We start from the raw sequence: 15323 nt of genomic DNA on the forward strand, positions 1-15323 counted from the left end.
CTTCACCAAGAACCGGGAGCGGCTGCAGAACGGCGATGTATTCACGAAGTTCATGACCAGGCTTCTGAACCATCCGCAGGTCAGGACGCTGCTGTCGGACGAGCATTTTTCGGTGGATGGAACGCTGATCGAAGCCGGGGCTTCACAGAAGAGCTTTCGCCCCAAGGACGGCAGCGGCGACGATGATGACGGCGCCAACTTCCACGGCCAGAAGCGCAAGAACGACACCCATGCGAGCACCAGCGACCCGGACAGCAGGCTTTATCGCAAGGCGGTCGGACGGGAGGCCAAGCTTTGCTATATGGGCCACGCCACCATGGAGAACCGACATGGACTGGCGGTGGCAGGCAAGGTCACGCATGCCAATGGCACCGCCGAACGCCGGGCTTCGGAGACCATGCTGAAGGCGAGACGCAAAGCCGCAGGCCGCCGTATCACGGCTGGTGAGGACAAGGCCTACGATACCGCCGATCATGTCGCCAATCTTCGCGCCATCGGCGTGGCGCCGCATGTGACGCAAAACCAGGCGGTCACCAAAACCGGCAAGACCCGCAACAGCGCCATCGACGAACGAACTACCCGGCATCCCGGATATGGCATGTCGCAATCACGCCGAGCGATGGTCGAGTGCATCTTCGGATGGGGCAAGCAGCACGGCACCATGCGAAAGACCAAACATCGTGGCATCTCTCGCGTTGCCGCCGACTTCCTGCTCAATCTGATCGCCTATAATCTAATCCGCATTCCCAAATTGCTTGCCGCTTAGCCGCCCGCGTCGGGGTATACCCAACAGAAGCCTAGAAAATTACATCCAACTCAACCACGCTGCCTCGACGACAACCGGAAAAAACAAGAAAACTCTCCATTTCCAAAGTTTTTCAGCAGACTGCTAGGCTTAAAAAAATCCTCCGGCGGGCATGCCAGAGGGTTCTTGGAGGTCAAAGGTTAGGTCTGAAAATTTGCGATTTTTTTGCGCTTGCGGTGCTTCGCCGGAGACTCACCAGTTGCGCTGTGCGTGGAGCAGCATGGTGAGACTGTTCTGGTTCTTCAGCTCGTAGGCAGCGCCCGGCTTTGCAATACCCGACTGCAGCGGCAGCGTCACGGTACTTCCGCTCGCATACTTCTGGTCCAGCATCGTGTAATTGAGTTCTGCCAAGAAGGTCAGGCCCTTGACCGGAGTCCAGGAGGTGTATGTACCTACACTCGAATAGTTGAAGTCAGGGTTACAGCCGGCGAACCCGCTCGACAACGCCAAGCCTGAGACCACCACGCCGCAGATATAGCCCTTGGCGTTGCCGTTATAACGTACAGCCGCCCATCCACCGTAGATCGTGGTCGCCCAGTGCGGATCCCAATTGTGGGTGTAGCCGCCGTTAAAACCGTAGGTGGTGGTCAACTCCTGGCCGGAGCCGTTGACGAACACGGAGTCAGAAAGACCGGCGAGTCCGACGCTCTGGTAAACGCCCGGCAAGTTCGTACCGCCGTACATTGCGAAGGCGCTGCCGATATAGCTGTTGAAGTTATAACGGCTTGCACCTTTGGTATACACGCCCGACATGTTGATCGTGTCACCCGGGCCCGTCGGGATATTTTTGATCGACAATGCCAGCAGACCAGCCCAGCCCCACTTGTCGTCCGGATGACCGGTGAGTTCAGTTGCGCCATAGTAGGCCGCGTGGTTGTCGTGAGCAGCAACTGACGCCTGGAAGAGCCCCCAAGCCTGATCAACACGAAGCATGGCGACGAGGTCTGGCGCACGCGTTCCACCGATGTCGTTGCCACCATAGGTACCGGTGGCGAGACTTGCGGGTGTTACCGCGCTCACATTCCAAATGTTGGTTGTGTAGTTGAGGACTTGATCCTGAGCGGAGACAGAAGCAGTTACGCCATTACCAAATTCTGCGGTATACGTGAATTGATTGACGGGCTCCCAGCCGCTGCCGCCAACTACGTCGTACCAGTTAGCCGGATAATCGGCCCAAGGCGGGGAGAACTGCGATTGAGCCTTACCGAGTGTGAAACCAGCGAACTGGATGAAGGCGTAGTATACGGCAACCGTACCGCCAGCAACGGCACCCGGATTGGCGTTATTCGGCGCCTGAACGCCACCAATCGACTGATAAACGGTCGTGCCATTCCCTTGCGCGCTGTAGGTCCCATCAGTCCATCTGAAACCGGCCAGGAAGTAGGTGCGGAGCAGGCCGTACTCAGTCGCGGTGCGTGTATCGGCGCCAAAATTCGCTTGCGCTCGGATCGTGTAGCCATTTGAAAGGCGATTTTGTGCGCCACCCGCACCACTGTCGGCGGTGGCCGCGATCACATTCGAGCGCACGCTGGTCCACACACGCGCATAGCCACTAAGCTTGATGCAAGTGTCAGTGCCCGGGATGTAGTAGAAGCCAGCGCCGTAGAGCGAGCAGACCTTTACGTATTCGACAGGCTTCGCTTTCACAGGAAGGTCCGCCGCCTGCGCCGCGCCTCCCGCAAACACTGCCGCAGATGCAAGTATAGCACTCTTTGTAAAGTTCATGGATGACCCCCTTGGTGCGGATCTTCCCCATCCGCTCAATTCCTGTTAGCAGGTCTCCAAAGTCGATATTTCTCCAATCTTAGCCGAGTACCGTCGAAATTCTGCAACGAATTGCGAAATGCGAAGACTCAAGCCGCGCGAGGGCAGCGTCGGTCACAGGCATACTACATCGACACAAGCCGATAACGCCACCGTGAGGTGTTCTGCCTTGCCTTCGTGCCGGCCGTGCGATCGGTCTTGCGATCCGGTATAATTTCCTTGGCGGCGTTAATACAGCGATGCAGGGAGGACCGTGTCAGATGCGGGATAGTTGGTTGCAGTGCATAATGGCGATCATCCGATCATCGAGCGGCAGCAGCATAGGTCGCCTGAGAGCGACGATGATTGCCTCCTTTCGATCGAAGGGATGGTCGAGTTGGCTTCCTTGGGACCGGTCGAACGATCGGCGACGGTGTCACGCTGCTTCCAATTCGCGATAGTCTTCTGATTGATCCCGTAGCGCTTGGCGAGTGCTCTCAGGCTCTCTTGACTATTTTGTATTGCTCGACGGACTGTCTCCGTCGTGGTGGCGCAGCCGGTAAAGTTTGTTCGTAGCATCCTTCGAATCGTGTGACGAGGGCGGATTCAAACGGTCGTCGCAACACCAATTGTTTTCACTCATGACAGTAATTCGTCAAGCGCTTCTGCCGGCGTTTTCCAGCCCAGTGTCTTTCTCGGTCGGGCGTTGAGGGCCGCTGCTACAGCGGATATCTCGTCGGCGCTGTGGATGCTCAGGTCTGTGCCTTTCGGAGAGTACTGCCGCAGCAACCTGTTGGTGTTCTCGTTAGTGCCGCGCTGCCAAGGGCTTTGCGGGTCGCAGAAGTAGACTTGGATGTCCGCATCGATCTGGAGGCAGTCGTGCTGAGCCATTTCGGCTCCTTGATCCCAAGTCAGCGTGCGACGTAGTTCTTCGGGAAAAGTGATGATGGTGCGTGAGATCGCGTCCCGCACAGCTTCCGCCCCGTGTCCCGCTAGCGCAGGTCCGTTCTTCTTACGCGGAGCTTCGCCATGCCCCGCTAACCGGGGAAGGTGCAATAGCATTGTGAAGCGCGTCGTGCGTTCGACCAACGTGCCGATCGCCGAGCTGCCAAGACCGAGGATGAGGTCTCCCTCCCAATGTCCCGGCACGGCTCGATCGGCCGCTTCAGCGGGGCGCTCGCTGATCATGATCTCCGGCGAGACAAAGCCCTTGCCCCGCCTGCACGCCGCGGTCGGAGTGATGGATCAATCCGGTTTCTGGGTGCTGCTGCTGGATTGCCATCTTGGCGGACGAGGCGAGTTCAACTTGCACGTGACCTCGCATCGCCCAGCCGACGATCTTGCGGCTGAAGAGGTCCATGATGGCCGCCAGTAGAGCCACCCCTCTCCGACGTCATCAACCGACCACTCGATACCCCTAGCTCAGCGGCCTACCGATTGTACTCCTCGGTAAATGACCGACGTTGACGCTCTAGCATCCGGCACCTCCGGGCTCTCAGAGCCTACTACAGGTGTCCACTCATTCGGAGGAGGTTCATCCCTCACCGCACGTGGGGGACCATGACAGCTCTGTTTTTCCACTCCCTCTCTGCGGTAGAATCATCCGCGGAAAGCTCCACCTCAACGATCCAGTTTGTTGGGATAGGCGCGAGTTTGGAAAGATCATCATTTCTCGAGAACCACCACGTCGGATGAAGACCAGCAAAGTCGCACTCGCGCTCCCGGCGCGGGCCTTGACGCGGCGTGGTCGGATATCACTTTGGCCGTAATTCTCAGGGCGTTCTCCGTTTCGACGGTCACGCGGCTCATGCCGCCGATGAACGAACAGCTGACGACTTCGCCGCTCAGGACATTACTGCCTCCTTTAGCGGGCCTATCGAAGCCACAGATCTGCACTCTCTCGGGTCGCACCATAGCCAGGAGCTCCGCCCCCTCGGTCCATCTGCCTGCAGGAACAGTAACGGACCGGTTTCCGGCGATCACCATCCGGCCATCAGCCCTCATTCGTCCGCTGATCAGATTCGATTCGCCGATGAACTCTGCGACGAAGCGTTTGTGCGGCTGGAAGTACAATTCATCCGGCGTCCCAAGCTGAGCGATTGCGCCCATGTTCATCAAGCAAATGCGATCAGACATATTGAGCGCCTCCTCCTGATCGTGGGTAACGTAAATGAAGGTTGTTCCCAGCTCCCTATGGAGACGCTTGATTTCCCCTTGCATCTGCTCGCGCAGGTTCTTGTCCAGCGCGCCCAGCGGCTCGTCCATCATGATGATCGCCGGCGAATAAACGATGCAGCGTGCAATTCCGACGCGCTGCTGCTGACCGCCGGACAACTGGCGTGGCTTTCGATCCTCGAAGCCGCGGAGGCCGACACGCTCGAGAGCCTCCATCACCAGGGCGCGAATCGTCTTGGACGGATGGTGGCGCGCCCGCAAGGGATAAGCCACGTTCTCGAATACGGTCATGTGCGGCATCAGGGCGTAGTTCTGGAACACCATCCCCATCCCCCTCTCGCGCGGAGGCATTTGAGTAACATCGCGCCCGTCGACTAGAATAACACCCGTTGTTGGTCCGATCGCACCTGCAATCAGATTGAGCAGCGTAGTCTTGCCCGAGCCTGACGGACCAAGCAGGGTCAGAAATTCCCCCTTTTCCACGCTGAGATTGATCGGATGCAGGGCCATTACCGGCCCGAACATCTTCGATAGGCCCTTCAGGGCGATCGCGTGGGCAGTGTGACCGTCAAGACGGGTGACATCCCGCATCGGGTTCACTCCTGTCCCCGACCGACATAGGCCACGCGGAGAAGTCCACCGTCCGCGTAGACCGTCTGAGCAGTCATATGGTTGGATGTCTCCAATTGCTTCCTCCCTCCTGGTCCGCATGATGCTTGTAATATCCAATCCGATTGTCGAGCCGAAGCGATCAAGTATCGATGGGCCCCCATTTTTTTAACCTAATCGCGACAATGCAAGCCAGCAGAGATACTGCCGTCAGCATGGTCGACACGGCGGCGATCACCGGCGATATCTCCCATTCGATGGCAATGAACATCTTTACCGGCAGGGTGGTCGTGTCAGGGCCAGCCAGGAACCAAGAAATAGTTACTTCATCGAAGGATAGCAGAAAGGCAAAGAATGCAGCGCTCACGAGCGACGGAACGAGTTGTGGTAGAACGACCGTAAAGAACATCCGAATCGGTCCCGCGCCCATCAATTCCGCGCAAAATTCAAGACTGCGGTCCAGTTTGTGTACGCCCGCTATGACCATGAGGGCGACAAAAGGCAATGTGACCATGACGTGCCCGAGCACAAGGGCTAGCGTTGTTCCAGTGATGCCGGCATAAGAGAAGTACAAGAAAAGTCCGAGGGCAAGAACTACGTGGGGCAAGACGAGCGGGCTTAGGATTATACCCGTAATGAGCACCTTGCCGACGAATTCGTGGCGCGCGATCCAGTAGCCCGCCGGCACACCGGCAAGCATTGCCAACGCTGTAGATCCCAGCGCGACCTTGATACTTTCGAAAAGAGGGCCGAGCCAGTCGGGAGAACTAAAAAAGATCCTGAACAGGTCGAAGGAGTAACTCGTCGGTGGGAAGGCCAGCGCGTTTGCCGGGCCGAATGCGATGGGCGCCGTCACCGCGATCGGAGCCAAGAGAAACAGATAGACAGCCATGGCAAGCCCGGTGCCCATAGCATGATAGCGACGCGCATGCGGATCTCGAATGATTTCTGACACGAGCACCCCTTAGACCTTGCGCCGGCGCCAAAGCGCCAGAGGAACGGCGAAAATAAGAGCCATGCCGAGCAGCACCACGCTAATGGCCGAGGCTTTGGGCCAGTCCAATACCTGCCGGTTGTAGAAATCAACGAGATTCGACAGCATTGCATCTCGCCCCCCGCCGAGCAGCGCCGGGAGGACGAAGGAGCCCAGCGACAACACGAAGATGCTCAACAGAGCCGCGAATACACCGGGAAGACTCATGGGAACGGTGACCGTCCAGAAGATGCGGGCGGGTTTGGCTCCCATGAGGGAAGCCGCGCGGTAGATGGTGCCGTCGATAGCGAGTAGACTGGAGAGAACGGGCAGCACGACGAGCGGAATGAGATAGTTCGTCATGCCAACAAGGATACCGACCAGGTTGAGCAAGAGCGGCAGCTGGATCTTCGTATCGAAGATCCAGCTGAGCATGCTGTTGATGATCCCCTCGCGCCCCAAGATGATTGTGAATGCGAAGCATTTAACCAAAACACTGGTCCAGAACGGCACAAGCACGAGCACCATCAAACCTGTCCTGCGTCGCGCAGGTTGACGGGCAAGGTGCAACGCGACGACAGATCCCAGAAGCAGGCTCAGCACAGATGACAAGCCGGCAATAATAAGCGTCGAGCTCAGTGTTTGCCTGAATAACGTGCTTGTCAGAACCGCACTGAAGGCAGCCAACGACAAGGCTGATCCATGGACGCTGGTAAAGAAGACGTAGAAAAGAGGCGGCAGCACAATCGCGGCCGCTATCATTGCGGCCGGCGACATGAATACCGCCTGCGCGCACATGCTGCTGCTTGTTCGGTTCATGAGCCTTCGAACGACCGGAGATGGGGGCCTCATCGTGGGACGGGCCAAGCGGACCCCGCCAGCGAAAGCGCAATCAGGTCAGGATCCATTCCCTAAAACGACTCGACACCAGCTCGTAGTTATCTGCCCAGTACTCGCTATTTACCACGAGACTGTTGGGGTTGCTCAAATCTGGCTGCCACTTGCGAGCCTCAGCTGACAACATCGAAGCGGCTTTCTTGGACACCGCAACAGTTCCCACCTGCTCCTGAAGCCGCGCCCCAACCTCTGGGCGTAGCATATAGGCGACAAGCTTCATCGCGTTTTCCTTGTTCGGTGCGCCCTTGACCACCGAGAGGCAGACGGTATTGAACACGTTCTGCTCGAAGGAGAAGGCCAAAGGCACCCCACCGCCCAGCTCAGTCGTCGGTTTGACGCGATTGCTGTAGGTCAAGGAGAAATCGACCTCTCCAGTCTGCACGAGGGAGACCGACTGAGGAGCCGTAGGCGGCCATACGGTATTCGACTTTATCCGCTCAAGCCCCTTGAATGCGCGATCCAGATCCAGAGGATACATATCCTTCGGCGTCACGCCATCGGCTAGAAGCGTTGCCTCTAGAGTCAAGTCTGCGGTAGGGCGCATGGCGCGACGCCCTGGGAACTTCTTCAAGTCGAAGAATTCGGCAAAGTTCGCCGGATGCTTTCCGGGGCCGTATTTTTTGGGATCCCATGTTATGCCCATGGCCCCCATTTCGTACGTGGCGTAGTCGCTTGTCGGTGGCACCGCCGAATCCTTGGGCTCAAGGATAGAAGGATCCAACTTCTCCCAAAACCCCTGCTTGGATCCAGAAGCTTGCCAGCTGCCCCAACCTACATAAATATCCAAATTCACATTGCCCGTGAGCAACATAGCTTTAACTTTCGCAATGTCCGCCGCATTGGAGAAGTTAACTTTGATTCCTGTCTCTTTGGTGAAGGGATCCGTCACGGTCCGGACCAAAGCCTCTTGATAGCTTCCGCCCGATGAGACAATCGTCACCGAACCAGAGTCAGCTGCGACACGCGACGACCCAATCACAACCGGCGCCGCAAGCACGCCGGCCGCTCCAACAAGGAAGAAGCGGCGCGAGACTGTTGAGACGAGCCTGCTCATGGACGCACCTCCCTTCTTTGCGCATGGCTACACAATCGGCCAAGCGTTAACGATTAAGTTGATGCTACGCTGCAATGCTACGCAGAATTCTCCAATTATTGCCCGCACGCCGCGGCATTCTTGCGCATGCCAGCTTCATCTTGCAGACTTGCTGCGCGCCCTGACTCCGGAGTGGTGCAAGAGCGGCGGCGATATCGTGCTCAGCGGCTGGGTTGCCCGCCTGTCACGCCGCAGGTCGTTGGGAGCGGCGATCAGCGCGTCGACCACGCTACGATCCAAGTACTCGATGGCGCGCCGATCGCAGCACTTGTTCGGGATCGCCAACACCTTCTGGCAGTGGAGTAGGAGCTAAGCTCGCTCATCGCCGTGAAATGGAAGGGCCGGATCGTCGCCAAGGGTGTTGCGGCTTCGCCCGCTGTTGAAGCGCGCCGTCTCGATGTGGATCAGCAAGTCGCCGATAAGATCGATTTCGAGGTTCTCTATCGTAAGCTTCGTTGGCGGGGGCGGTCCACTCGCTGGCGAAGCGCAGCAGAAGCTCCGCAAGTGCTCGCCGAGGAGTCGGTCACGCTCTTTGGTGTAGGCCTGCAGGTGGGGCCCGAGTGGTCTCGTCGACAGGCAGCAGCCGCTCCTTCCCGTGCCGTGCCGAACGGTGATCGCGCCGGCTCTAAAGATCGACCTCGCCGACCGCCAGGACGATCGCCTCGCGATGCGCAGTGCGGTACCGAGATGAGGCCAAAGAGCGTCGAATAGGTCAGCAGTCCGTTCGCCGATGGCAGCCCCGCCGCAGCGTCGACAAAGCGGCCGATCTCATCCTCGCCGCAGATGTAGGATCGAACACGGCGCGGGACTGACGGAATCAGGCCACGGGCAGGAGCTCATGCCCGTGGATCAACCGCGTGCAGCCATCGGGCGAGATTCTAACCGTCCCGAGATGGGCCGCCCAAGTTTGGCGCCGCCCTGCGCCGATGGCGCCAAGCGCAGGAAGCGTTCAATGCTGACGTAGGCTTCACCTTGGCTCTCGGCAAAGGCGACGCAGCGGCGAAGAATTCGTCTTGGCCCAGGCCGGGCGTCGAAGTTCCGCGCTATTGCCGCATTTTCTGTGGCTCTCCTGCGTATCATACTGATTATCGTCGCGTCGCTGGGATCGGGCTTTGCCTCATCACATCCGGCGATTTCCGCTATATGGCCAGGACACGAAGCTGACCACGGTCTCCCAAGCGGGGCTCCGTTGCCGCAGCGTATCCGGACGCTGCCACGCCTGTTCGGCAGGATGAATGCGCTCGATCTGTTTCGCTTTGCACGAATTGTCGAGGCAAGCGAGGCGGGGCGCAGCGGCCTCGTGCGTACCCTGCCATCGTTTCTGGCCACGGTACAACATATCGCGCGCGAATTGGTTCGGCGAGGCCTAGGCCGTTGCGAATTCGGAAAGCGAGGCGGCGTTCGTATCGGAGGACTTCAGGGAGGGAGTCGCGCATTGCGTCGAGAAACGGCTACCGAACTTCGCCGGACGATAGACGGAACGTCTGGGTGATACGTACGAACCTTGATGGATTGCCTCGTGGCCCGCTGCGAGACCAGAGCCTTGGATCGCGAAATCTACGTTCTTGGCCTCGATCTCCAAGCGGCTGTCGAAGCCGTCGCGGTAGAAGCGGTTCAGCACGAGCGCATGCTGGCCGGGAGGACGGCAACGTCCGGCTGTCGGCCAGCGCGTCGCGCAGCGTGACGGTGCGATGGGCCGTGAGCTCGGCCATCAGCCGATCCGACAAGGGCCGCACGCCGTCGTCGTCCCCTAGACTCTTATGTCCGTAGTCAATGCTATTGAAGCATGAGCAAAGTCCGGACGTCGAGGTGGACGCCGGGGGTTGTCTGAGTGAAGCTGCACAGAGCAGGAGATGGGGCGCTCAAGACGACGGTCGATCAGACTCTTATTCGCGGATTGGTTACCGCCTTCCGTGTTTCGTCTCAGGGCTGACCCGGCATCTAGAGGCGGGCGTCGAGCGGAGCTCGGCCACGTAGTCTAGCCAGGGGTTCCCTTCCGTGGCCCCATCCCCAGCGCTGTGCAGTTGGATGAATGCCCGCCGCCTCAGGTAAGCGGATGCACCTCCTGGCCGATGGCCCAAAGAAAGGCGGCCATCTCGCGGGCGATCGCCGCGATGGCCACGGGCGCCTTCTTGCCGGCTGTTATCAGGCGACGATAACGAGCGCAGAGTCTGACCTGGGCTCGCCAGGCGATGTCGCGGACGGCCTTTGGCAGCTGTTCAATGCGGGTTTGCAGGGTCTCACTGACGCGTGCTGGATAGCGATAGGTCCATGCCCCTTCGATGAGGACGCGGCGAGCACGGCGATTACCGGTGAGAGTAAGGCCAGCTCGCCGCACGGTGTCGCCGGTCGAACGCTCTGAAGGCACGAGGCCGAGGAACGACATGAGTTGGCGTGGGTTGTCGAACCGACGCACGTCGCCAGTCTCCGCCACGAATGTGATGGCCACGAGAAAGGATACGCCACGCATTGCCTGACATGCCGCGACGACAGGCGCCATTGACCAGCTTGGGACGACTACGGCGAGCTGCTGGTCGAGACCGTGTAACCGTCCGACCGTGTCCTCGATCGCGTTGATGGTATCTTGGAAGACGATTTGCTGCGCTGGATGCTCGAAGCTTTGCTGCGCAAGCCAACGCCAATGAGCGCGGGTCCAGTATTTAAGTCCAGTGAAGATCCGACCATGACGGAGTAAGAAAGCCACCAATTGCTGCCGCTTTTTGCGCAGATCGGCCGCCGCCGACTCGCGCGCTCGCGTCAGGTCACGAACAGCTTCATGGACCGCATCCGGCACCATACCGAGGTCAGTTCGCCCGCTCGATGCACCGCGCCAGCGTGACGGCATCACGTCGATTGGTCTTAACGCGGTCGCCAGGCTTCTTTGGCGTAAGCGATGGTGCAACGACCGCACAATCGTGTCCGAGGCCTTTGATCTGGCGGTGTAGCCCATATCCCGTGGGGCCGGCTTCGTAGCAGACGTGGAGCTTCATATAGCGTGTCGCGATGTATCAAATCCGACGATGCTTCGCTATACTTCCGCATGGTCCGTCCTCCGTGCATGAGGCTCGGCTCGGTCCTCCGAGCAACCCTCGCAGTTTTGCACGAAAGGGCGGACCGCCGATCCCAGCGGACGGACATAACGTCTAGCTACCCGCCGCCCTTCGGCGCGCGGCTCATCCTTGGACCGCACGAAGCCGGCAGCACCCAGAGCGCGCCCGAAGTGTCGATGCTCAGGGACGCGGGCGGCGACCTTATCGTCGGCGAAGAGACCTCCGGTCGGCGGTCGATCTCGTCCGGCGTCTTTTCGAAATCGGCCATCCGCCGGTTCACGTGCTCGCAGCATTCGTCTAAATTAGCTCCGCGAGAGCCTCGAGCTGTCCGAACTCGGCCTGGAGCGCATCGAGCGCCACCTGTTGCTCGGCAGTGAGCTCCGATTGTTTGCAGCAGATCTGCCGCGGGGTATAGCCATCCGGCATTTCGATGCCCACCTCGCCGCACTTCCAGCCGTCAGCGCAGATGGTGTCGGCCTTGCCTTCCACCGTCTGGGCGACGAGACGAGCGCCACATCCTGAAACCAACCGCCGTCGTCGGACTGCAAGAGGTCGTTGAGGACCGCGCCACCCGTTGGCGTCCACGCCCACGAACTGCGCGCGCTTGTCCGAAGCTCGGCCGCCGCTCGTCGGCAGTTGAAAAGCTTGATCGGATACGTACTTGAGTTTTGCCCTTCCAGCTTTGTAGCAGCGATCGTGCCAGCGTGCTGTCTCCTGAAGCGAAACGAAGGTGATCGGACGAGACAGTGCTTCCAAGAAAGCGTGGGACCTTATGGACCAACTTTAGTCCGGATTGATAGCGGTCGCTATTTTTCAGAATTCGTTGATGCGCGGATATCGTCCGGAAGCATGTTTGCCACAACAATCGACACGTCGTCCTTGATGACGCCGTTGGCGCGCGGGCGTCTGATCGCCCTAACGACTGTCTTCGTTGAGCGTGTCAGCCGTGACTGGATTTTTCTGGGGGAGCGCCAAGGTGCGGCATCGATGGGGTCAATCCTATGAGGGAAAGCTGCGGCTGCCGAGCCAATGTCGCTCGTTTCCAGCGCAATACCGGCCCAATTCGGATATATCGGCTATGCATTCTAGGCTAGCTTGATTGGACGGCCACGACATCTGACGAGCGCTTTGAAATGGAAACCCAGTCGCAGAACATTTTCGGGCGGTTTGGCGGGAGTCGTCCATCTCTTCGGCGGGGCGTCAACCCAGCCCTGCTTTCGAGACGATCATGTCCCGTGGTGACGAGTTCGGAAGAAGACTGGCGGATCTGAGCGACAGGATGCTCAAGACACGACACAGTAGCTTAAGAAACGGCCTTGAAGAAATGGACATGCAGAGCATAGACAAATACCGGGATATCCAGGCTGAGGCCACGGAATGGCGGCGGTACCTGCACCAGCACCCCGAGCTCGATTATCGCCTCGAGAACACAGCACGATTTGTTGCCGAAAAGCTGGCCTCGTTCGGCATCAACCATATTGAAACGGGCATCGCAAAGACAGGCATTGTAGCGGTGGTTCAGGGCGGCCGTGGCGAGGGTCCGACCATCGGACTAAGGGCAGACATGGATGCTCTCCCGATTCTGGAGGCATCGAATAAACCCTGGTCGTCGACAACGGCAGGCCAGATGCATGCATGCGGCCACGATGGACACACGGCCATGCTCCTGGGTGCGGCCAAATACCTCGCAGCCACCCGCGATTTCAAAGGTTCCATTGCCCTGATCTTCCAGCCTGCGGAGGAAGACGGCTACGGCGATCGGCTTGGCGGTCAAAAGATGGTTGAAGCTGGGATCATGGAGCGATATGGCATCTCCCGCGTGTTCGGGATGCATAACTTTCCCGGGATGGACATCGGCAAATTTGGGATTTGCCACGGGCCGATTATGGCCGCACAGGATGATTTTGAGATCATTGTGAAGGGCAAGGGCGGCCATGCTTCTAGACCCCACGATACCATCGACCCGGTTGTGATCGCAGCGCAGATCATCATCGGTTTGCAGACCTTGGTGTCGCGCCAGACCAACCCCGTAGAGTCGCTTGTGATCTCGGTGACCCGATTCACCGGTTCAAATTCCAACACCGTCATCCCGGATCGGGTTGGGATGGCGGGCACAGTCAGGACCCTTGTACCGGGCCTCCGCGATTTCGCCGAGAAACAGATAGCGACTACTGCGCAGGGAATCGCCAGGATATATGGGGCAGAGGTCGACTTCGACTATCAGCGATACGTTCCGGTCACCGTTAATCATCCGGACGAGACCGACTCGGCCATCGCTGCGGCTCGCCGGCTGGTCGGTCCCTCTTCTGTGGACGACAAGCTTAGGGTGAGAATGGGGTCGGAAGATTTCGCATACATGCTCGAGGCCCGCCCGGGCGCCTTTATCTTTATTGGCAATGGCCCGACCGCAGGAGTGCATCACCCCGCCTATGATTTCAACGATGAAGCGATACCCTATGGTATCGGCTATTGGGTCAACTTGGTCGAGACAGAGCTTGGTTCTTGAGATCATCGCCTGTCTTAAGGCCTAAACTTGCGCTGCTGACTCGAAAGTGGATTTCGTCAATCGGAAATTCGATTAACCAGCTATGCATGCTAAGGTGGCGTCTAAAGCTCGCATGAATGGTCTTCGTGGCAATGTCCGGCGACTTGGCTGGCGCAAGCTGGCAGCAATTGCGGCCAGCAGACCTATGAGCTCCTGCGCGAACATGGAGTTATTGTTCAGAATCGAGGCACCAGCTAGGTCGAATAACCTCCGGTACTCTCGGTAACTAAACTAGCCTCTGCATTCGCAGAGCGTCCTTGCCGCACCGTTTGGCAAGGTACAGCGCATCCGCGGACGGTACGATTTCCGACAGCGCGCGAAACCGCCCCTCGCTCTTCGACACAATCTTCTGCGCGACGCGGATGATGTCGGACTCGCGCAATTCTTCACCCGCCGGCCGCGCTGCCTGCACCAGAATCGCGCCAATATCATCGCCACGACGCACTTTAGGAATACCCGGGATCGCGAAGAGCTCGACTCGCATAGTCTAGCCCACCTCCGTCGCGTAGGAGAGTTTCTGGCTCAAGACTAGGCAGTCATCCACTGTATCGATGCCGTGGCTGAGGAAAGGCCACTGCCTCGTTAGTGAACTGAGGGAAGCGGCCGAGGCCGCGTCGGCGTGGCGTCTGGCCAAATAGTCGTTCGTGAAGAACGTTTCTGAGCACCGTTTACGCAAAGTGTAGTTGCGATGGGCGGCGACAGAGGATCCATAGCAGGACGCGTAAAAGTTCCACGAACCAGTGGCGGAGCAGGCTGAAGTTGTAGCCGGCGGCGGCGAGAACGGCGTTGATGCGGTCGCCGTCGCGGCCCTTGAGATGATTGCGACGCATTCGGTGGTCGTCCTTGAGATGGCCGATCACAGGCTCGACGGCGGCACGACGCCGCATCTCGCGGCGGATGGCTTTGGTGACGCGGCGAACCTGGCCGCTGATCCAGACCTTGAACCGGTCGGGATAGTTGTGGCCTCGATAGCCCTTGTCGCCGTGGATGCGGCGCGCTGCGACACCTGTGAGTTTTTCGAGATCGGCGATGACGGGACTGAGCGTGTGCCCGTCATAGGGATTGCCGTGCAGGGCCTTGGCATGCAGCACGAACTGCCCGCCTTTGGGCGCCGTGGCGGGCGTGGCAATCGAGACTTTGCAGCCAAACTCGTAAGGGGCCCGGGCCTTGCCTTTACCGGTGCACTCCACCTCGGGGGCGTGCAACGAGTAGACCTTGGGACCGCGCTGACGCTGCTCTTGATGGCGAACCCGGTGGGCGATATCGAGCAGCGGACCAAAGCGATCCTCAAGCGCAGGGTCGCCCTCGATCTTGCGTCTGATGTCACGGATGATGCGGCCAAGCCGGGTGCGCAGGAATTTGAGTTCTCGCCGGGCGCGCTTGAACTGGTGAGCATGCGTGTAGCGCCCCACCATGATGGCGGCGCGCTTGGC

11 protein-coding genes and 4 pseudogenes are annotated in these 15323 nt (G+C 59.0%); 2 read left to right on the plus strand and 13 right to left on the minus strand.

Annotated elements, in window-relative coordinates; all coding sequences use genetic code 11:
- On the plus strand, positions 1-766 hold a 766-nt coding region (locus H8A95_RS35665), incomplete at its 5' end, for an IS5 family transposase (RefSeq protein WP_229187384.1).
- A gap of 231 nt (positions 767-997) precedes the next feature.
- Here H8A95_RS35665 and H8A95_RS35670 read toward each other — a convergent pair.
- The 11 genes and pseudogenes from H8A95_RS35670 to H8A95_RS35720 form a co-directional block, all read right to left on the minus strand.
- Positions 998-2530: a porin gene (locus H8A95_RS35670; RefSeq protein ID WP_229187385.1), complete on the minus strand. Its 1533-nt coding sequence runs from the start codon at positions 2528-2530 to the stop codon at positions 998-1000.
- A 269-nt stretch (positions 2531-2799) separates the two neighbouring features.
- A pseudogene (locus tag H8A95_RS35675) lies at positions 2800-3127 on the minus strand (helix-turn-helix domain-containing protein); the annotation flags it as partial.
- A gap of 60 nt (positions 3128-3187) precedes the next feature.
- Positions 3188-3766: pseudogene (locus H8A95_RS35680) on the minus strand (IS30 family transposase); the annotation flags it as partial.
- A 1-nt stretch (position 3767) separates the two neighbouring features.
- A pseudogene (locus tag H8A95_RS35685) lies at positions 3768-3937 on the minus strand (DDE-type integrase/transposase/recombinase); the annotation flags it as partial.
- A 276-nt stretch (positions 3938-4213) separates the two neighbouring features.
- Positions 4214-5314 (minus strand): ABC transporter ATP-binding protein, encoded by a 1101-nt coding sequence (locus H8A95_RS35690; RefSeq protein ID WP_229187386.1) that lies wholly within the window; start codon positions 5312-5314, stop codon positions 4214-4216.
- A gap of 160 nt (positions 5315-5474) precedes the next feature.
- The gene (locus H8A95_RS35695; RefSeq protein WP_229187387.1) at positions 5475-6287 is read right to left on the minus strand and encodes an ABC transporter permease; all 813 of its coding nucleotides are present in this window, start codon (positions 6285-6287) and stop codon (positions 5475-5477) included.
- A gap of 9 nt (positions 6288-6296) precedes the next feature.
- Positions 6297-7124, minus strand: a complete 828-nt coding sequence (locus H8A95_RS35700) for an ABC transporter permease (RefSeq protein WP_229187388.1) — start codon at positions 7122-7124, stop codon at positions 6297-6299.
- 73 nt (positions 7125-7197) lie between these two features.
- Positions 7198-8256 carry an ABC transporter substrate-binding protein gene (locus tag H8A95_RS35705; RefSeq protein ID WP_229187389.1) on the minus strand — a complete coding sequence of 353 codons (1059 nt, stop codon included), beginning with the start codon at positions 8254-8256 and terminating at the stop codon, positions 7198-7200.
- 1405 nt (positions 8257-9661) lie between these two features.
- Positions 9662-9916: a hypothetical protein gene (locus H8A95_RS35710; protein ID WP_229187390.1), complete on the minus strand. Its 255-nt coding sequence runs from the start codon at positions 9914-9916 to the stop codon at positions 9662-9664.
- A gap of 423 nt (positions 9917-10339) precedes the next feature.
- A pseudogene (locus H8A95_RS35715) lies at positions 10340-11300 on the minus strand (IS110 family RNA-guided transposase); the annotation flags it as partial.
- A gap of 342 nt (positions 11301-11642) precedes the next feature.
- Entirely contained in the window at positions 11643-12101 is a 459-nt protein-coding gene (locus H8A95_RS35720; protein ID WP_229187391.1) for a hypothetical protein, read from the minus strand.
- Positions 12102-12675: 574 nt separating this feature from the next.
- Here H8A95_RS35720 and H8A95_RS35725 point away from each other — a divergent pair.
- Positions 12676-13851, plus strand: a complete 1176-nt coding sequence (locus tag H8A95_RS35725; RefSeq protein ID WP_229187394.1) for a M20 aminoacylase family protein — start codon at positions 12676-12678, stop codon at positions 13849-13851.
- 265 nt (positions 13852-14116) lie between these two features.
- On the opposite strand, the gene H8A95_RS35730 is transcribed toward H8A95_RS35725, so the two are convergent.
- Both H8A95_RS35730 and H8A95_RS35735 read right to left on the minus strand, forming a co-directional pair.
- Complete coding sequence (locus H8A95_RS35730; RefSeq protein ID WP_229187392.1) at positions 14117-14374, minus strand: coenzyme F420-0:L-glutamate ligase; 258 nt, start codon at positions 14372-14374, stop codon at positions 14117-14119.
- A gap of 184 nt (positions 14375-14558) precedes the next feature.
- A partial coding sequence (locus tag H8A95_RS35735) for a transposase (protein WP_229187393.1) occupies positions 14559-15323 on the minus strand: 765 nt, incomplete at its 5' end.

It is taken from the genome of Bradyrhizobium oropedii (genome assembly GCF_020889685.1).
GTDB lineage: Bacteria > Pseudomonadota > Alphaproteobacteria > Rhizobiales > Xanthobacteraceae > Bradyrhizobium > Bradyrhizobium oropedii.